The sequence below is a fragment of the Mucilaginibacter sp. genome (genome assembly GCF_965277465.1).
GTDB lineage: Bacteria > Bacteroidota > Bacteroidia > Sphingobacteriales > Sphingobacteriaceae > Mucilaginibacter.
Genome location: NZ_CBDICW010000001.1, coordinates 78,131 through 96,066, shown reverse-complemented (window position 1 = coordinate 96,066; position 17,936 = coordinate 78,131). Strand labels below are relative to the sequence as shown.

The 17,936-nt window shown below is 41.0% G+C and carries 17 protein-coding genes and 1 tRNA gene; 9 read left to right on the top strand and 9 right to left on the bottom strand.

Annotated features, from left to right (window positions below; all coding sequences use genetic code 11):
- Positions 1-96: 96 nt before the first annotated feature.
- Positions 97-885 carry a PhzF family phenazine biosynthesis protein gene (locus ACQY4U_RS00370; protein ID WP_428327369.1) on the top strand — a complete coding sequence of 263 codons (789 nt, stop codon included), beginning with the start codon at positions 97-99 and terminating at the stop codon, positions 883-885.
- Between the two features lie 38 nt (positions 886-923).
- On the opposite strand, the gene ACQY4U_RS00365 is transcribed toward ACQY4U_RS00370, so the two are convergent.
- The 3 genes from ACQY4U_RS00365 to ACQY4U_RS00355 all read right to left on the bottom strand — a co-directional run bounded on the left by ACQY4U_RS00365 (position 924) and on the right by ACQY4U_RS00355 (position 3,863).
- Positions 924-3,203: a TonB-dependent receptor gene (locus tag ACQY4U_RS00365; protein WP_428327368.1), complete on the bottom strand. Its 2,280-nt coding sequence runs from the start codon at positions 3,201-3,203 to the stop codon at positions 924-926.
- A gap of 143 nt (positions 3,204-3,346) precedes the next feature.
- A tRNA-Ser gene (locus ACQY4U_RS00360) sits at positions 3,347-3,434 on the bottom strand.
- Positions 3,435-3,542: 108 nt separating this feature from the next.
- Positions 3,543-3,863 carry a hypothetical protein gene (locus tag ACQY4U_RS00355; RefSeq protein WP_428327367.1) on the bottom strand — a complete coding sequence of 107 codons (321 nt, stop codon included), beginning with the start codon at positions 3,861-3,863 and terminating at the stop codon, positions 3,543-3,545.
- A 222-nt stretch (positions 3,864-4,085) separates the two neighbouring features.
- On the opposite strand from ACQY4U_RS00355, the gene ACQY4U_RS00350 reads away from it, so the two are divergent.
- The 4 genes from ACQY4U_RS00350 (at position 4,086) to ACQY4U_RS00335 (ending at position 7,870) form a co-directional block, all read left to right on the top strand.
- On the top strand, positions 4,086-5,057 hold the full coding sequence (locus tag ACQY4U_RS00350; protein WP_428327366.1) for a polyprenyl synthetase family protein: 972 nt from the start codon (positions 4,086-4,088) through the stop codon (positions 5,055-5,057).
- 2 nt (positions 5,058-5,059) lie between these two features.
- Positions 5,060-6,115, top strand: a complete 1,056-nt coding sequence (locus ACQY4U_RS00345) for a TerC/Alx family metal homeostasis membrane protein (RefSeq protein WP_428327365.1) — start codon at positions 5,060-5,062, stop codon at positions 6,113-6,115.
- Positions 6,116-6,205: 90 nt separating this feature from the next.
- Complete coding sequence (gene cdaA / locus ACQY4U_RS00340; protein ID WP_428327364.1) at positions 6,206-6,997, top strand: diadenylate cyclase CdaA; 792 nt, start codon at positions 6,206-6,208, stop codon at positions 6,995-6,997.
- 21 nt (positions 6,998-7,018) lie between these two features.
- Complete coding sequence (locus tag ACQY4U_RS00335; RefSeq protein WP_428327363.1) at positions 7,019-7,870, top strand: sterol desaturase family protein; 852 nt, start codon at positions 7,019-7,021, stop codon at positions 7,868-7,870.
- Here the strand turns inward: ACQY4U_RS00335 and ACQY4U_RS00330 are convergent.
- The 3 genes from ACQY4U_RS00330 to ACQY4U_RS00320 form a co-directional block, all read right to left on the bottom strand.
- Positions 7,842-8,225 carry a hypothetical protein gene (locus ACQY4U_RS00330; RefSeq protein WP_428327362.1) on the bottom strand — a complete coding sequence of 128 codons (384 nt, stop codon included), beginning with the start codon at positions 8,223-8,225 and terminating at the stop codon, positions 7,842-7,844. The two genes, ACQY4U_RS00335 and ACQY4U_RS00330, sit on opposite strands and share 29 nt — an antisense overlap.
- Positions 8,226-8,365: 140 nt before the next feature.
- A complete protein-coding gene (locus ACQY4U_RS00325; protein ID WP_428327361.1) occupies positions 8,366-10,867 on the bottom strand; it encodes a M1 family aminopeptidase in 2,502 nt (833 codons plus the stop codon).
- A 280-nt stretch (positions 10,868-11,147) separates the two neighbouring features.
- A complete protein-coding gene (locus tag ACQY4U_RS00320; RefSeq protein WP_428327360.1) occupies positions 11,148-11,558 on the bottom strand; it encodes a BrxA/BrxB family bacilliredoxin in 411 nt (136 codons plus the stop codon).
- A 250-nt stretch (positions 11,559-11,808) separates the two neighbouring features.
- Here ACQY4U_RS00320 and ACQY4U_RS00315 point away from each other — a divergent pair, with 250 nt between their 5' ends.
- The 3 genes from ACQY4U_RS00315 to ahcY all read left to right on the top strand — a co-directional run bounded on the left by ACQY4U_RS00315 (position 11,809) and on the right by ahcY (position 14,585).
- Positions 11,809-12,675: a M23 family metallopeptidase gene (locus tag ACQY4U_RS00315; RefSeq protein WP_428327359.1), complete on the top strand. Its 867-nt coding sequence runs from the start codon at positions 11,809-11,811 to the stop codon at positions 12,673-12,675.
- Between the two features lie 17 nt (positions 12,676-12,692).
- Positions 12,693-13,106 (top strand): bactofilin family protein, encoded by a 414-nt coding sequence (locus ACQY4U_RS00310; RefSeq protein ID WP_428327358.1) that lies wholly within the window; start codon positions 12,693-12,695, stop codon positions 13,104-13,106.
- 162 nt (positions 13,107-13,268) lie between these two features.
- On the top strand, positions 13,269-14,585 hold the full coding sequence (gene ahcY, locus ACQY4U_RS00305; protein WP_428327357.1) for an adenosylhomocysteinase: 1,317 nt from the start codon (positions 13,269-13,271) through the stop codon (positions 14,583-14,585).
- Positions 14,586-14,783: 198 nt separating this feature from the next.
- On the opposite strand, the gene ACQY4U_RS00300 is transcribed toward ahcY, so the two are convergent.
- Positions 14,784-15,329 (bottom strand): REP-associated tyrosine transposase, encoded by a 546-nt coding sequence (locus tag ACQY4U_RS00300; protein WP_428327356.1) that lies wholly within the window; start codon positions 15,327-15,329, stop codon positions 14,784-14,786.
- A gap of 71 nt (positions 15,330-15,400) precedes the next feature.
- Entirely contained in the window at positions 15,401-16,426 is a 1,026-nt protein-coding gene (locus tag ACQY4U_RS00295) for a hypothetical protein (protein WP_428327355.1), read from the bottom strand.
- A gap of 161 nt (positions 16,427-16,587) precedes the next feature.
- Here ACQY4U_RS00295 and ACQY4U_RS00290 point away from each other — a divergent pair, with 161 nt between their 5' ends.
- Positions 16,588-17,229 carry an RDD family protein gene (locus ACQY4U_RS00290; protein WP_428327354.1) on the top strand — a complete coding sequence of 214 codons (642 nt, stop codon included), beginning with the start codon at positions 16,588-16,590 and terminating at the stop codon, positions 17,227-17,229.
- Here ACQY4U_RS00290 and ACQY4U_RS00285 read toward each other — a convergent pair.
- Positions 17,226-17,870 carry an RDD family protein gene (locus ACQY4U_RS00285; RefSeq protein WP_428327353.1) on the bottom strand — a complete coding sequence of 215 codons (645 nt, stop codon included), beginning with the start codon at positions 17,868-17,870 and terminating at the stop codon, positions 17,226-17,228. The two genes, ACQY4U_RS00290 and ACQY4U_RS00285, sit on opposite strands and share 4 nt — an antisense overlap.
- Positions 17,871-17,936 lie beyond the last annotated feature (66 nt).

The following is a 17,936-nucleotide window of genomic DNA, read 5'->3' as shown; positions in this document are numbered from 1 at the left end:
TTTATAGTTATTAAACCCAGCAATTGATAATAGATTTTATTTAGAATGTAGGCTATTGTTAGCCTGCCGGGTTTCAGAAATTATTAATATTGCTGCATGAAATTAGCTCTGTTTCAGGTTGACAGTTTTACCCGGGAAACCTTTAAAGGAAACCCGGCCTGCGTAGTGCCACTGGATTTTTGGCTTAGTGATGAAATTTTACTCAATATAGCAAAGGAAAATGCGGTTGCAGAAACCGCATTTTTCGTGATCAATAATGATCGGGTGCATTTACGATGGTTTACCCCTGAAATTGAAATGGATCTGTGTGGCCATGCAACGCTGGCGGCAGCACACGTTCTTAAAACATGTTTAAGCTACAGCGGGAAGGATATCGTATTTACAACCCTCAGCGGCGATCTGTTGGTTACGGAGCAGGATGGATTATACACCTTGAATTTTCCATCAAGAAAACCGCTGGTAAGCGAGTTGCCGGAGATTATTAAAAATGCGTTAAACATACAGCCGGCAATTGTGCTCAAATCGCGCGATTATGTGCTTGTTTACAACAGCGAGCAGGAGATAAAAGATATTAAGATTGACCGCCAGGTATTCGATCAGATCAATCTTGATCCCGGTGGTGTGGTGGTTACCGCGAAGGGCGAGGAATATGATTTTGTTTCAAGATATTTCACCCCGCAATCCAGCATTTTAGAAGATCCGGTTACCGGGTCTTCGCATTGCTCATTAATCCCATACTGGTCAGCGCGTCTGCAAAAGAGTGAAATGAAAGCGATTCAGTTATCAGAACGAACGGGGGTGCTTTATTGTACCGATAAAGGAAGCAGCGTACTGATTGCAGGCTATGCCAAAACTTATGCTATCGGAGCGCTTTGGACTGAGTAAGGGTAAGTACGTTAGTTACATTATGACAGAATCAGCCACTAAAAAAACACAGCAACTTTAAGCTTCGCAAAAAATGGAACACCAGGCGTATAGCTTACTTGGTCAACAGGTTTAGTTTCTCCCTTTAATTGGGAGGTATATTCAAATTGCGCTTCGTCCCATTGCTTGTTAAATAAATTTTCAATGGCCAGGCCCACTTCATACCTTTTCTGTGTGTAATTAATGGCCAGATCGGTAATGAAATAACCCCGGGCAGTTAAACTATAATCAGAATTTGCCGCTCTTTGATGCAGATAACGATAGCTGATGCCACCATTAATGCCATTTTTAAAACGGTAATCTAAACCTGCAATACTGGTTAAGATTGGTGCAAGTGCCACATAGTTATGTCCCTTTAAACTGTCAATATACCTTGGGTGCGCCATGTTGATATTCAGATTGGCGAATAGCCAGTCGGTTAGTTGGTAGCGTGCTGAAAAATCAAGGCCAACCCTCACTGTTCTTCCACTCGGGCTAACCGGGCCTGCCGGCTGATCAATCAGGTCAGAACCGAAAGTAAACTCCTGTTGAAGGTACATATACCAGGCTGCCGCATTGATAAACAGGTTAGGTAATGGCTTCCAGTTAAAGCCTAAATCTGCTCCGTAAGCGGCGGGTAGTACTTCAAAACCTTTGTTAGCTATCACCACCCTTACATCGTTTGAGTGAAAGCCTTTGCCCAGTTTCAGATAAAGCTGGATTTTATCGTTAAAGGTATATTCGGCACTCAGCTTTGGGCTAATTACGGCTTTGCCTGCATTTGGCTTAACGTTATTAAAAATATTTGTAGCTACTGTGTCGGGGGATAGATTAGTATAATTATAATGGAAATAATCAAGCCTTACACCTGCGTTAAAGAGCCATTTACCGGTGGTAACAGTTTCGTCAAAATAAGCATTTGTATTCAACTCTTTTGTCCGCCCATATTGAAGGTACCCAACAAATTGGCCATTTTCGGTGTGGTCAAGTTCCAAAGGGTTGATATGATCATAACGTGCGCCCAAGCCTGCCGTCGAGGTAAAAGCAGTGTTGTTAACCGTTTTCGTTTTTGATATTTTACCATTATAACCACCCAGATCACGCCTTTCAAACTGGCGGAACTCATCGCTTGTGTTTGGGAAATAGTAATAAAAAGAGAAATTACTGATCAGGTTAAAGTAATAATGAGCGTACCAAAGTTGATTACTCATCGTCCAGCCATTGCCTAAGGTAGAAATTAATTTGAGACTTGCATTTGTACGTGCGGTATGGCCTCCCTGTGCAGAATCAAGCGTGCCGAATCTATTGGTGATGTAACCTTCTGCAACACTCCTGTCTGGTGTTTCGCCTGATGCCCGCCAGTCTGATTTAAATGTTGAAACTATTGCGGTTAGAGTATTATTGTTATTGAGTTTTGTTATTAATTTGCCAAACAGGTTCAATCGTTTAAAATGTTCAGGTATCAGGAAAGGGCCGCCATTTGAATATAAATAATCAGCGGCTACATAAGCGCTGGTTCCTTTTTCTTTAGCTTTTTGGCTCAAAAGATTGATCAGTGCAACCGTTCTGAAAGTATTAAACTGCCCCGCCTCTACTTTTATCATATCCTGATCAATTACGTTTTTGGTATTATACGCAACATAACCTGCCGTATTAAAATCGCCTTTGTCGGTATAATAGGGGCCTTTGCCAAAATCGTAGTTGGCCACTGTTTCAGGGATTAGAAAATGCAGGTCGGCATAGCCCTGGCCATGGGCTTGTGAAACCATATTTACCGGTACGCCATCTACCGAAATGTTAACATCTGTTCCGTGGTCTGCATCAAATCCTCTCAGAAAGATCTGTTCTGCTTTTCCACCGCCCTGGTGCTGTGCAATAAATAAGCCGGGGATCAAACGCAATAAATCCTGGGCCGAATTAACGGGTTGTTCATTTAAATCAAGCCTTGAAAGTATGTTGGAAGTTTTAAGCGACTCATTATTATTGATAGTTACATCCTTTAAAGTAATGAAGCCTTTTTCAAGTAATATTTTTAGTTGGCGCCTGCTATCTGCTTTTAAACGTTTTGTTTTATAACCAATAAATGAAATAATGACACTGTCGCCATTTAAGCTATACAGTTCAAACAAGCCGTTCTGGTCGGTTGTGGCTTTTTTATTTGTCCGTAAATTGGTTACCAGCGCTGCCTCAATTGGCTGGCGGGTTGCAGAATCCAATACCTTGCCGTTAACTTTATTTTGCTGACCAAAAAGTGATGAGGTGATCAAAATAAAAGCAAACACGATGGTGAAAAATCGCATAAAGGGGATTAAGTATGCTAATATCTGATAACGTATTGAAAAACGAAAAACACATAAGTAAATATTCTATGCGGGTGGGGAAAGTTTTGATTGCTTTTATTAAAACAAACCGTCCGCAAGCTATGTGCTTGCGGACGGTTTAGCGGAGAGGGAGGGATTCGAACCCTCGATACACTTTTGGCGTATACACACTTTCCAGGCGTGCTCTTTCGACCACTCAGACACCTCTCCTGGTATTTGGATTGCAAAGGTAAAATAATATTGCATCCGCAGACAATAAAAAAGCGCCACCGGTAAAACCGATGACGCTCCATGAAAACTTAACTCATACAAAAACTATTATCTAACCCGGTCATTGTGCTTATCGCGGTAAATGGCGCGGCTGGTGCGGTTCTCTTCGTGGCGCAGTCTGCTGCGCTCGGCATAACTTACATGCCCGTTGGCTTTAGCCATTTGCTTGTTAGCGCTTATCTTTCGTTCGTCGTTACGCATGTGATGTGCCTCGTTACGGGTAAGCTGGCCGCTACGAACGCCCTGGTTTATACGGCGGTCTTGATTTTGCTGCCTGTGTGTAATAACCGGGGTATGTGTTTGTGCCTGGGCTATTGAGGTAACGGCTAACGCTGCAACCAATAAACCTCCAAATATTTTGATTTTCATGTTATGTTATTATTAGTGTTGTTATAGTAATAGAGCGTAAATGATGGGTTTGGTTTAATCGTGTTTCCAAAATATATCATAGGGTTTAGTTTAATAATTAACGGCTTAGCCAAAACCATGTCAAAATATAAGGTGCGGCAATGCAGATAAATATTTTTAGCTTATGTTTGTGCAGGTTGCTGATATGGCAACTTTTACACATAAAAAGCGTGTTTTGTTCCAATGCTGAGCATCAACGAGATTAAAAAACCCATCGCTGCCGATATTGATGTTTTTGAAGGAAAGTTTAAATCTTCCATGCAAAGCTCAGTACCCCTGCTTGATCGTATTACCCATTATATTGTTAAGCGCAAGGGCAAACAGATCAGGCCCATGTTCGTATTCTTCTCGGCCAGCATTTGCGGTGGCATCAATGAATCCACCCATCGTGGTGCCGCACTGGTTGAGCTTTTACATACGGCAACACTGATCCACGATGATGTGGTTGATAACTCTTACCAGCGCCGCAGCTTTTTCAGCATAAATGCTTTATGGAAAAATAAAATTGCCGTATTGGTTGGTGATTTTTTATTATCGAAGGGTCTGCTGTTATCTATCAAGAACGACGATTTCAGGTTCTTGAAGATCGTATCAGAAGCCATGCGCCAAATGATTGAGGGCGAATTGCTGCAAGTTGAAAAGGTGCGTAAAATGGATGTAGAAGAAGCCTTGTATTACGAGGTGATCAGACAAAAAACAGCATCGCTGATTGCTTCCTGCTGCGAGTGTGGAGCTGCATCAGCCGGGGCCGATGATGCAACCATCGAAAAAATGCGCCTTTTTGGCGAAAAAATTGGTATCGCTTTCCAGATCAAGGATGATATGTTTGATTTTGGTACCGATGATGTAGGTAAACCATTAGGTATCGATATTAAGGAAAAAAAGGTTACCCTGCCGCTTATCTACTCACTAAATAATAGTAAACCTGCCATCAAAAAGCAAATGATCAATTTGGTGAAGAACCATAACGACGATCCTAAAAAAATAGCGCAGATCATCAGCTTTGTAAAAGAATCGGGCGGTTTGCAATATGCGGAAACGCAAATGAAAAAATACCAGGACGAGGCTTTTGAAATACTCAATACTTTCCCTGCCGGCGAGGCACGCACAGGGCTTGAACAATTGGTAAGGTTTACTACTGAACGTAATAAATAATAATGCAAAGCGAACTGATATTTATTTCAGGCTTTATTGTATTTATCCTGATCATGCTCTCGCTTGATTTAGGTTTATTTACCAAAACCGATAAACCCGTAAGCCTTAAACAGGCCGGGATAATGAGCGCCGTTTGGATAGTGCTGGCGATTGGCTTTTACACACTGATATTAAATTACGGGCATCTCCTTCACCACATTGACAGCTTTGCCACGCTACAGCAAATAAATAGCAAAAACGGCCACCGGCTAAAGCTTAACCCTAACGATTTTACCGGTGGATTGCAACTTTACCGCAAAAACCTCGGGCTCGAATTTATAACGGGTTATGTGGTTGAATACGCCCTCTCGGTTGATAATATATTTGTAATTGTGCTGGTATTTACTGCCTTTGCCGTTGAGCAAAAGTATTATCATAAGGTGCTTTTTTGGGGGATAATTGGCGCCGTGCTGATGCGTTTTGCCTTTATCTTTTTAGGCTCAACACTTATCACCCACTTCCATTGGATATTGTATGTGTTTGGAGCTTTCCTGGTTTATACCGGGGTAAGCATGTTCATTAACCGCAATAAAAAACAGGGGATAGACCCCGAGAACCATGTGGTTGTAAAATGGGCCTCCAAATATTTTGCTGTACATCCTAAATTTGAGGGCGATCTGTTTTTCGTCAACATCAATGCAAAAAAATATATTACCCCGCTTTTTTTAGTGCTGCTTATTGTTGAGGGCACCGACCTTGTTTTCGCGGTCGACTCTATCCCCGCTATATTTTCTATCACTAAAGATCCTTACATCGTGTTCTTCTCCAACATCTTTGCCATACTGGGCTTGCGGTCTATGTTCTTTTTGCTGGTAAACATTATTGACAAGTTCCATTACCTAAAAGTAGGGCTGGCGGCTTTGTTAGCCTTTATCGGGCTTAAAATGTTAGGTGCAAACTATGCTGAAAAAATAGGACTAACCACCACTAATTCGCTCCTGGTGATTTTAGCAATATTGGTTATCAGTATTGCTGCATCGCTTGCATTTCCTAAAAAAACAGGGGTTAAAACAGGTTAATATTGCAAACTTTACAAATTTACAACACTAAGTAAGCGGTATGTATGGCCTGCAATGGCTTATTATAACAGAATGTTATTACCTTAGTAAATGCAATTTTTCACCTTCAGCTTGTTCAAGGTCACCTTCTTTGATATACTCGATGTGGTATTTGTGGCCATACTTATATATCAATTATACAACCTGATAAGGGGGACTATAGCTGCTAATATATTTATAGGGCTGGCTATTATCTTCGGGCTTTACTATGTGGTAAAGGCATTGCACATGCAGTTGCTTACCGGCATATTAGGCAAGTTTGTTGATGTAGGTATTATTGCGCTTATTGTGGTATTTCAGCAGGAGGTGCGGCGGTTTCTGCTGTTGGTGGGTAAAAATGCATCGCTGCAACGAAACAAGGCCTGGTGGCAGTATTTTTTTGGCAAGGCCGAAGCAGAGAAGGATAACTATGCCCGCATTAAGCCAATTATTGATGCCTGCAAAAGCATGAAACAAACCCGTACCGGGGCCCTGATTGTGTTTGCCAAATATTACGACGAGCAATTTTATCAAAACAGCTGCGAGCTTGTGGATGCCAAAATTTCAAAGCGCCTGTTAGAAAGTATCTTCCAAAAATATAGCCCGCTGCATGATGGGGCGGTGGTAATATCTGAAAATAAAATAAAATCGGCCAGCTGCATTTTGCCGCTTACTGAAAAAACTGACCTGCCCGCCCAGTTTGGCTTGCGCCACCGTGCAGGCATAGGCGTTACCGAAACTAATGATGCAACAGCCATCATCGTATCCGAAGAAACGGGAGAGATTTCGTACGCTAAACAGGGCCGCGTTAAAATGAATATCAGTTTTGCCGAATTAGAGAAACTACTGAATAAGGATTTTTAATATTTAGCGTTATAGCTTTATATGCATTGGTTGTCGCCATACACACAGTCGTTTAGCTCATTGCAGGTATTGCTTAGCATGGGTTTCAAGTACTTGTTATTTACAGGCTCGTTCTACCTGTTTTTTTATGTGTGGAAGCACAAAAAATATTGGTCGGCTAAAATCCAGCAGCGCTATCCTGAAAATAAACACATTTTTCGCGAGGTTAAATACTCCTTTTTCACTATCCTGATTTTTGGTGCGGTAATAATGTTTGTTGTTTGGGCAAGTAAGGCAGGGCTTACCCGTATCTATGAGCCTATTGATAAGTATGGTTATGCTTATTACTTTTTTAGTATTGTGCTGATGATAGTTATTCACGATACTTATTTTTACTGGACACATCGCCTGATGCATTGGAAACCCTTATTTAAATGGGTACATAAAACGCATCATTTATCAATCAACCCAACCCCTTTTGCAGCATATTCTTTTCACCCGATAGAGGCAGTGGTGGAGATAGGGATCATTCCGCTGATTGCGTTTACCATTCCCTACCATAAATCTGCCTTAACTATATTTTCGCTGTATTCTTTATTGCTGAATGTGGCCGGGCACCTGGGTTATGAACTGTTCAGGAAAGGCTTTGCGAGCCACTGGTTATTTAAATGGCACAATACATCAACCCATCACAATATGCATCATCGGTTGGTTAAATGTAATTATGGCCTGTACTTTAACTTTTGGGACAGGATAATGCGTACCAACCATGCCACTTACGAACAAAGCTTTGATAAAGTTGCCGATATAAGGGATCAGGAAAAAGCCCGGTTAGCAGAACTGAAAAAACTACCCAATCCTAAGCTCACTTTTGCTGAGCCGGACCAAGCATAGCAGGTACCTTAAAAGTTGGCATTATTGGTAGTGTTTGCAGCCTGTCGTTGTTGTTTGTTTTTAAAACCGGCATATTATCATGGCCATCAGTTTTTAAAATAGGCATGTGATCGTTCCCATCAAAAACAGCTATAGGCATGTGGTCTATATTAAAATTTACAGAGCTTAGCTTGCTGTTATTTAGTGCAAATGGCTCAGGCTTTAATAATTTAATGCTGCTATCTATCTGCAACTTTAAATAGTTATCAATCGATTTTTGCGATAAGCTATCAGCAGGCTTAACCTGCAATAATTGCTGTGCCTTTAGCTGGTAAGTGCCGGCTGCTAATACAATTACAAGTAATATCTTTTTCATAACCGTTTTGTTTAATACTAAGTTAAAACTTAAAAATGTTAAACAAAGTTAATTATCGCTCAACAAACGTTAAAACAAAAATCCGGATGTTTTGAGCATCCGGCTTTTTGAAATTTATAAAATGCTATGCTTAGCGCATGTTATTTAGCGTCATTCACTTTTTTAATGGCTTCATCAGCAGCTTTAGCCGATGCATCGTCATTTAGCTTGGTACGCTGTGCTTTTATATCAGTTAAAGCTGTTATAATAAGCGGGCCTACACCAAACTGTTTAAACTTAACACCAAAATCGGCAATTGCGCTGATGCCTTGCTGGGCATATTCGGGTTTATCAACCCTGCCTGCCATCGCTCCAAATCCTGATCTGATCAGGTTGAATTTAAACTGCGGGCCTGCCTTAACATATTCATTATAAACATACGGCCATTGCTCGCTGCCGCCTGTTGTTGCGTAAACGGTAACTATAGCCTGTGTAAGTGCGCCTTTGTTATCGCTTTCAAAGTTTTTAGCCAATGTTAAAGCCTGTGTTGGCTCCAACTGGTTAATAGCCATTAAAGCGGCACCCTGTATAGCGTATGATTGGCTGCTTAACGCTTGTTTGAACAATGTTAAATTGCCAGATGCCTTTAATTTGCCTAATGTTGTGATTGCAGCAGCGCGTACCAATGTATTATCATCAGTTTGTGCCAATGAGGCCAATACCGGCAGGGCGGCATTATGAATATCGTCATTGCTCATTTTTAAGGCTCTGATAGCTTTAATGCGCAGACCGTAGTATTTGTCCTTAAGGGCAGCTATCAATACTTTTTGTGCGCCTTTATCGCTTTGGTTTGCAGCCGCAGCGGTTATGGCCTCAAAACGATCCATGTATAATGGTGCGTTAAAATATTGAAAAACGTATTCGTTAAGCGTTTTGCTATCGGTTTTTTGTGCTAACAGCACCTTATCGCCATCAACATTAACTAAATCAGGTTTTGAAGCTACCGGGAAGGTAAGTGTATCGGCCTTATCATTCATCCAAACTTTATAGCGGTTGGTTTTACCACCTGCATAAATATCAATTGCCATTGGCAATTTAAATATTTGTCCTTCTTGCGTTTGCTGTAAGTAAACTGTTTCGGTTTTAGCGGCCTCATCATATTTGTAGCTGATATTAAGATCGGGGTTACCTGCACCATAATACCATTGGTTAAAGAACCAATTAAGATCAAGTCCGCTGGCTTCTTCTTCGGCCAAACGCAATTGCTGGGCTTCGCCGTTTTTAAAGGCATTGGTTTTAAGGTAAATACCTAAGCCTTTGTAAAAAGCATCCTTACCCAGGTAGTTGCGCAGCATATTTAAAATACGACCGCCCTTTTGGTAAGTAACCACATCAAACATATCCATTTCGTTATTGTAATGGAAACGTACCAGGTTTTTGGTTTTAGCATCAGGCGATCCAAGATAGTTTAGCATCGCTTCCTGGCTGTGTGCATCAGCTTCGTCTTGCCCGTATTTGTGTTCGGCCCAAAGCATCTCGCTAAAATCAGCGAATGATTCATTTACAGTTAGGTTGCTCCAGCTTTCGGCAGTAACCAGGTCACCAAACCACTGGTGAAAAAGCTCATGCGCAATAGTGCTGCGGCCTGCATCGTAGTTAGCATCCAGTAACTCGCGCGGGGTTTCCTGTACGTACTCGCCATGCAGGGTTGCCGATGTATTTTCCATCGCACCGCTAACATAATCGCGCACTACAATCTGCGAGTATTTATACCAAGGGAAATCAACACCCAAAGTTGTTGAGTAAAACTCAATCAGTTCAGGCGTCATACCGAAGATCTGTTTGGCATAAGGCGCATACTTAGGTTCCAGGTAATAATTTACTTCTTTGTTGCGCCATTTGTCTTTATAAATCTTGAAATCACCAACGGCCATCATAAACAAATAAGGCGAGTGTGGCAGCTCTTGTTTCCAGGTATCGGTACGGGTACCATCGCCATTATCTTTTTGTGAGGTTAACTGCCCGTTTGACAAAGTAACATACTTAGCCGGAACAGTCATACTGATCTCGTCGGTGGTTTTTTGTTCAGGCTTATCAATAGTAGGGAACCAGCACGAAGAGCTTTCTGATTCGCCCTGCGTCCATATCTGCGTTGGCTTATCTTTTTCGGTACCATCAGGGTTAATAAAATATAAACCCTTGGCATCGGTTATTGCAGCGCTGCCATGTTGCTTTAGCTCATTTGGTTTTGATGTATAATCAATATATATGGTATAGCTTTCGTTGTTGTGGTAAACTTTATCAAGCTGTATAGCAACCGAAAGGCTATCCTGGTATTTGAATTTCAGGGGGATGTTTTTACCATTTTTTACAACGGCAATAGTTTTAAGGTCCATACCTTTAGCATCAAGCCTAAGGGTATCGGTAGGGTAAAAATGGGGCTTTAAAGTAATCCATTCTTTACCGTACAGGTAACGTTTTTTGTAATCAAAGTGCACATCAAGCTTGGTATGCACCAGGTCGTTGATTTTTGGCGGAGTGGCCCTGTATATCTTTAAGCTTGGGTCATCCTGCTTAACGGCCTGCGCATTGGCGGCAGTTACAGACAAACCGGCTAAAAGACCTGAAAAGACAAATGCCGAAAGGGTTTTAGTTTTTATCATATATTGATGTATTGAATTTTATGCTGTTATGAAATAGTTAAGGTGTGCAGGTATTATTACAGGCAAAACTATAAAGTTTACTTATAAAAACCTATGACAATATGCAAGCATAATATGTTACAATGCCCATTTATTTTTATTTTAGGCTGAATGTTCACGTATACATAAAACCTGAACTTTCAGGCAGTTAAGCGAGAGCAAATAAGTTCCTCATCCCATAAAAACAAAAACCCGGAATGCTTTTGCAAACCGGGTTTTGTTTTATAGGTATAAAAATCTTTTAGCAATATTGCTCAAATGCACCAATAAGGTTATCGGCAATCATTTGTGCCGGGCGGCCTTCAATTTGGTGGCGCTCAATAATGTGAACCAGCTTACCATCTTTAAATAAGGCCATAGCAGGTGATGACGGAGGATAAGGCAGCATGTAAGCACGTGCTTTATTAACAGCCTCAGTTTCCATACCGGCAAATACCGTTACCAATTTATCAGGATGTTTTTCGCTTTGTGCAGCTATGCGTGCAGCAGGGCGTGCATTAGCAGCAGCGCAACCACAAACCGAATTTACCATCACCAACACTGTTCCTTCGCCTTCAATAGCTTTGGTTACAGCATCTGCATCTTTCAACTCTTCAAAACCAACTCTGGTAAGGTCTTCCCGCATTGGGGCTACTAAATATTCTGGATACATTTTTTCTTTTTCTAAATTTCGATAACAAAAATAACAAATGATTGCCAGTTAACATTTAAAAATCATAATAATAACACTTTGCTGACTTTCTTTACAAGATAGGCCAAAGCCCCTGTGTTGTTAACTGTAAATTAATAAAGTTTACTGGTTATAGCCTTGAATTTCAGTATCATGACCTTTTGCCTGATGTAAAATCATTTTGATTTTATGCACCTAATACCTATATTGCCGACCCTAATTATTAAAATTAATGAAATTAAAACCGTCTGACGTCAGTACAGTTATTATAGTTAACAAAAATAATACAGGTACTAAAACGCTCCAGGTAAAAACAAAGCACATTAGCCGTATAAAGCATTATGCCTATAGTGTTTTGGCGCTCATCATCACGTTATCGGGCTCTATTATCTATTTAAGATCACAAAACCAGCAGCAGGAGCAGGAAAAATTGCAGCTTGTTGCACAGCTGACCAGGCTTAAAGGCGCTATTCCAACACCTGTTACCGAGGTAAAGAAAACCAATAATGCGCAAAGCTATATCCAGTCTATCGAGGTAAAATTGCAAACCATCAATACCTATTTAAAAAAGCGTGGTTTAAAAGGATTTTCGACCAAAGCCGTTGGCGGCAATGGTAATGCCGAAGAAGCCAAACTGACCGATGATGAAAAATACTCGTTGTACGATGAGTACCTTAACCGTTTGGTGCATACGGTGGCATTTACACCAATGGGCTATCCGCGTATCAGCTCATTAACCTCATATTTTGGTTATCGCAGCGATCCTTTTGATACCGGCAATGCCGAGTTTCACCCCGGTATTGATTTTAAAGGGAACAGGGGCGATGAAGCCAAATGCACCGCCAATGGCAAAGTAGTTTTTGCCGGATGGTATGGCGGCTATGGCAACTGCGTGCGTATTGCCCACTCCAATAATTTTGAAACTTTATACGGGCACCTTTCGCGCATAACTGTAAAAGTTGGGCAGGAAGTAACCGCCGGCGAAAAAATTGGCGAGGTTGGCTCAACAGGGCACTCAACAGGTACACACCTGCATTACGAAGTGCGTAAAAATGGCAAGGCTATAAACCCTATTAAATTTTTGACACTCAATAATTAACCCCGAACTCCAACATTATGGCATTGTTTTCAAAGAAAGATAAAGTAGCGCTCGACCTTCAATCCATATCCACTTTGATCAGCGAGGGAGCTGTTTTAAATGGCAACTTAAAGGCCCCGGCCTTTGCCCGTATTGATGGCCGGGTTACAGGCGATGTATCAATTGATGAAGGTTTGATATTGGGCGAAAAAGGATCGGTAACCGGTAATGTGATCACTAAAGAAATGGTGGTTTACGGCACCATAACCGGCGATATTGATGTTAACTCCCTTGAGATTAAAGCTACCGGAAAAATAACCGGGCATATAAAAACCCAGCACTTAGTAGTTGAAAATGGTGCCGTTTATGACGGTATCCTCTCCATGACCCAAAACGCCAAATCTGCGCCTAAATTAGCTAAGCCTGCCGCAAAATTGATTGAAGCAGTTTAGCTGATCATCCGCTGCAAGCAGCAGGTTTCTATCCGGCAATATAAATACTATTTAATTAGTGAGTTAACTCAAACTATTTGACACGCTTATTACGTATCTATAGCGCAATATTTCGTTTTGATAAACTTATAAGTTAAATTTGTAAAAAAAATTAAAAAAACTATGTCATCAGTAGAGACCGCTTACACAAAGTACAAAGTAAAAGACTTTTCACTGGCTCAATGGGGCCGCAAAGAGATTGAATTGGCCGAAGCAGAAATGCCGGGCTTAATGGCCTTACGTAAAGAATACGGCCCGTCAAAAGCATTAAAGGGTGCGCGCATTGCAGGCTGTCTGCACATGACTATCCAGACTGCTGTTTTGATTGAAACATTGATTGAATTAGGTGCCGAAGTTACCTGGTCGTCATGTAATATCTTCTCAACACAAGATCATGCTGCTGCTGCTATCGCTGCTGCAGGTACTTCAGTTTATGCCTGGAAAGGTATGAACGCCGAAGAATTTGACTGGTGTATTGAGCAAACCTTATTTTTTGGCGAAGACCGCAAGCCATTAAATATGATACTTGATGATGGTGGCGATTTAACCAACATGGTATTGGATAAATACCCTGAGCTTATTTCGGGCATCAAAGGTTTATCTGAAGAAACTACTACAGGTGTACACCGCTTATATGAGCGTGTTAAAGCCGGTACATTACCAATGCCAGCTATCAACGTTAACGATTCAGTTACCAAATCAAAATTTGACAACAAATACGGTTGCCGCGAATCATTGGTTGACGCGATCCGTCGTGCTACTGATGTGATGATGGCTGGTAAAGTGGCTGTTGTTTGTGGTTACGGTGACGTAGGTAAAGGTTCTGCCGATTCATTACGCAATGCAGGTGTACGTGTAATTGTAACTGAAATTGACCCTATCTGTGCATTACAGGCAGCTATGGAAGGTTTTGAAGTTAAAAAATTAGGTACTGCTATTAAAGAAGCTGATATTGTTGTTACTGCAACAGGTAACAAAAACATCGTTCGCGAAGAGCACTTCCGCGCATTGAAAGACAAAGCAATCGTTTGTAACATCGGTCACTTTGATAACGAGATTGATATGGCTTGGTTAAATGATGCTTATGGCGATAGCAAAATTGAAATTAAACCACAGGTTGATAAATATACTATTGACGGTAAAGACCTGATCATATTGGCCGAAGGCCGTTTGGTTAACTTAGGTTGTGCTACCGGCCACCCAAGCTTTGTAATGTCTGCATCGTTCACTAACCAAACTCTTGCACAATTAGAGCTTTGGAACAATGGCGATAAATACGAAAACAACGTTTACACCCTGCCAAAACACCTTGATGAAAAAGTTGCCCGTTTACACCTTTCAAAAATTGGTGTTGAGCTGGAAGTTTTAGATCAGGATCAGGCTGAATACATTGGCGTAACAGTTGAAGGTCCGTTTAAACCGGAGTATTACCGTTACTAAGCTTTAGGCTTAATATATTAAAAGGGCATGATTTTCGGATCATGCCCTTTTTTTGTTTTGTTAAAGCTGGAAGCTTAAGCCATGCCATGCCACGAGTTACGCTACGCTAAACTCGCGGCAGCGTAAGGAATTGCTTCCGCCGGTTTAGCGCAGCGTAACCCGTGGAGTGTATGTTTTTAAGCTTTCAGCTTAAAACACCTAAATAACCAAAACGTCAATTAATCCTTTACCATCAGCATAATCAATAGCGCTGCTATACAAGTAATACTGTGGTTCATTAACCCAGCCTGCTTTTACCGGGTTGTTATGAATATAATCTAACTTTTGATCAGTTACCTCATTGCTCCATAATTCTATGGGATGACTGCCCTGCTGCCAAAACTGGTATTGCTCATTGTTTGAATTATGCTTGCCTTCGCGTTCAAAAAACCAGAGTAGCCAGTCACGCCTGCTTTCCTGTGTGTTTTCATTAATAGCTTTGGTTATTGTTTTGGAGGTATGCCTTTTTAAATCCCTTAAAATATCCTGCATAGGTTTATCTTTTGTGCCGATGATTAAGTGAACATGATTGCTCATTATTACCCAGGCATATAGTAATAGTCCTTTATTTTCAATGCAATATTTAAGGCTGTCAACAACAATGTCTTTATATTCTCTACGGGTAAAAACATCTATCCACTTAATTACTGAAAACGTGACGAAGTAGGGGCGTTCCTGATTGTGAAATTTATAATTACGGCTCATGTTGACATTAAGGTAGTAAGTTTTTGTTAAAGCTGGAAGCTTTAGCCATGCTTACCGCGAGTTACGCTACGCTAAACTCGCGGCAGCTTAGTTACTGCCGCAGCAAATTCTTCATAATTATCAATGTGCATTAAAATAGTGTTGTAGGCTTTGCTTGCTCCGTATAGCTTATCAACCTGTACCGATTGATGAAAGGTGATAAGCAGGTTGCAGCTGTTTTTAATGATGCCGCCTTTAAAGTATTCCTCTTCAGATTGATAATCATTAGATATTTTTTTAACAGCACTGATGTTGTCTAATTGTGTATTAACGCTCCATCGCAGGCCGGTTCGCAGCACGATTTGCTCATTGCCTATCAATACCTTTCTTTTAATAATGGCAGTCAGATCCGCAATAAAAAATACAATACCATATAATGAAAGCGCGGTTACTACGTTAGCGGCTAAGCTGCTCCAGCGCAGCAGCAGTAAGTGAAATGCCGTAACTTCAACCATAACGGCAACAATAAGTATACACCATATAGCTATGTAGTTGAACTCCTTATGGGTGCTGAAAGTGATACTGCCTTTTAAGGCCGACTTCTCTTTTTTCCAAAAAAGCAGGCCATATCTTAACACAGCAAGTTCTGATGCTATAACTTTTACGGCTAATGATTCGCCTATAACATCGGCCATAGCATAGCGCAAATTGTATATCGGGTCGGCCCATTGTGCTTGGTGTACGTTATAAGCCAGCCTTATTTTATTAAATTTGGTAACACTGTAAATAATAAAAATCAGTTCGGCTAATACGGTAAGTTTACGGATCTGTAAAATGTATTGGCGCTGGTGCTGCGGCAGCACTAAGTAACCTATAATGCAACAAAGACTGATAATAAGCAGCAATCGTTTTACTGAGGCTTGCGAAGGACGAAGGATGATAAAATAATACAGCGCCGGGAAGGTGATCACAAAATCGGCCAACAAGCCATCGGCAACCTTATCTTTAACATTGGCAGGAACTATATGAAGCAGTACCGAACCACCTATAAAAACAAACAGGGCAATAAGCGTAATAATTATAATGTTTTTTGATGATTTGAATAGGATAGCTGCCATATTTGCAATTTACTAAAGTTAATTAAATTTGCTTTAGGGGTGTACTTAAAGCTGATTTTGGTAGCAGTTTTAAGCACGGGATTAGTTGAAACACTAAACACAATTATTATTCAAACATCAATCCTAAATTTTTCTATCTTTCATCGGTTTTACAACACGTAATGAGCGCATACTTTATTTTGGTGGACGGCGAACAATCCGGCCCATATACTTTTGAGGAATTAACAGAATTTGAGCTGGAGATTCATACCCGCATCTTATCTCCATTGGCAAATACCTGGCAGGATGCCTGCGACCTGCCAGACCTTTATCCATATTTTGAAGCACAGGGTGTTTATTTTCCTACCGGGGATAACCTTGCCAGCTTTTGGTGGCGCTTGTTAGCTTTTGTAATTGATCATGTTATCCTGTCGTTTTTAATGAGTATAGTGATCAGTGTAATGGCTGTAAAAGGCATAAAGTTCCATATAAACTCCATAAACGATATGTTAAAGCTGCCTGCAAAGGATATGCTAACCCTACAGATCATCTTTTACTCCCTATTGATTGTTTACAATACCGTTTGTGATGCATCGCCAATGCGAGGCAGCATTGGTAAAAGGATCCTGAAGTTAGTTGTAGTAGATGTTGATGGCATGCGCCTTGATTTTGGCAATGCACTTTTGCGCGCCGCAGGTAAAGCATTATCTATGTTTATATTTATCCCTGTTTTTTTAGCCGTGCTTTTTACCGAGTATCACCAGGCATTGCATGATATGCTTGCTAAAACCTACGTTGTAAAACGCGGCAGTAATATCAATTAAAACAAGCGATCCTTCACCACTAATGTATCGGCAATCATATCGTGCAGGCATTGCTGCTGCTTGTTAAAAAAACTCAGCAGGTACCCGGTAAATAAAATTATGGTTGATAGTGCCTTAGCCGTATTGCGGCCAATGGCTTTAGCCGTGCTTATACGTTCGCCCTGTAAATCACAAACCCTTATTTTAAGTAGCTGCTTGCCATAGGTTGCCTGTTTAACCGAGCTTTCCATTACTACATGGTAGATAAGTTTTGCCAGTGGGATAACAGCCAGCATACCAATTGCTATCTCCAAACGCAAAGCTTTATCATCAATTAAAAAAACAGCCAAAAATGTAAGGATGATACCTGCGCCGGCCACAAAGAACCAATCAAGGGCCGAGGCCAGCAGGCGTTGATCAAAATTGCCAAAATACTGCGGGATAAGCGCCTCTTTGCTAAAGCCTAAATATTGGCGCAGTTCGGCAATTTCATGGGCTTCCTTATAATCATCCATTTGGGCGGTGCGTAAAAAATCACCGGGTTTAATGTTGAACGACCGGAGCTGCTCAATGGTGAATGGTCCCTCGGGTTTACCATTAATTACCAGCTGGTAAGTATTTGTATCAGCAGGTTGAAGAGGAGTAGTTTTATCGGGTTCCATCGGGAATCAAAATTAAATTTAAAACCCGGGTTTTTGCCGAAAGGTTATAAAATTGAACGTTAACAT

Bases quoted from the DNA above. Each gene is read 5' to 3' on its own strand.
- ACQY4U_RS00285 (WP_428327353.1), bottom strand. From the start codon at position 17,870: ATGGAACCCGATAAAACTACTCCTCTTCAACCTGCTGATACAAATACT.
- ACQY4U_RS00345 (WP_428327365.1), top strand. From the start codon at position 5,060: ATGCAAAGCGAACTGATATTTATTTCAGGCTTTATTGTATTTATCCTG.
- ACQY4U_RS00355 (WP_428327367.1), bottom strand. From the start codon at position 3,863: ATGAAAATCAAAATATTTGGAGGTTTATTGGTTGCAGCGTTAGCCGTT.
- ACQY4U_RS00300 (WP_428327356.1), bottom strand. From the start codon at position 15,329: ATGAGCCGTAATTATAAATTTCACAATCAGGAACGCCCCTACTTCGTC.
- ACQY4U_RS00330 (WP_428327362.1), bottom strand. From the start codon at position 8,225: ATGAAAAAGATATTACTTGTAATTGTATTAGCAGCCGGCACTTACCAG.
- ACQY4U_RS00320 (WP_428327360.1), bottom strand. From the start codon at position 11,558: ATGTATCCAGAATATTTAGTAGCCCCAATGCGGGAAGACCTTACCAGA.
- ACQY4U_RS00310 (WP_428327358.1), top strand. From the start codon at position 12,693: ATGGCATTGTTTTCAAAGAAAGATAAAGTAGCGCTCGACCTTCAATCC.
- ACQY4U_RS00370 (WP_428327369.1), top strand. From the start codon at position 97: ATGAAATTAGCTCTGTTTCAGGTTGACAGTTTTACCCGGGAAACCTTT.
- ahcY (WP_428327357.1), top strand. From the start codon at position 13,269: ATGTCATCAGTAGAGACCGCTTACACAAAGTACAAAGTAAAAGACTTT.
- ACQY4U_RS00315 (WP_428327359.1), top strand. From the start codon at position 11,809: ATGAAATTAAAACCGTCTGACGTCAGTACAGTTATTATAGTTAACAAA.
- ACQY4U_RS00290 (WP_428327354.1), top strand. From the start codon at position 16,588: ATGAGCGCATACTTTATTTTGGTGGACGGCGAACAATCCGGCCCATAT.
- ACQY4U_RS00350 (WP_428327366.1), top strand. From the start codon at position 4,086: ATGCTGAGCATCAACGAGATTAAAAAACCCATCGCTGCCGATATTGAT.
- cdaA (WP_428327364.1), top strand. From the start codon at position 6,206: ATGCAATTTTTCACCTTCAGCTTGTTCAAGGTCACCTTCTTTGATATA.
- ACQY4U_RS00295 (WP_428327355.1), bottom strand. From the start codon at position 16,426: ATGGCAGCTATCCTATTCAAATCATCAAAAAACATTATAATTATTACG.
- ACQY4U_RS00365 (WP_428327368.1), bottom strand. From the start codon at position 3,203: ATGCGATTTTTCACCATCGTGTTTGCTTTTATTTTGATCACCTCATCA.
- ACQY4U_RS00335 (WP_428327363.1), top strand. From the start codon at position 7,019: ATGCATTGGTTGTCGCCATACACACAGTCGTTTAGCTCATTGCAGGTA.
- ACQY4U_RS00325 (WP_428327361.1), bottom strand. From the start codon at position 10,867: ATGATAAAAACTAAAACCCTTTCGGCATTTGTCTTTTCAGGTCTTTTA.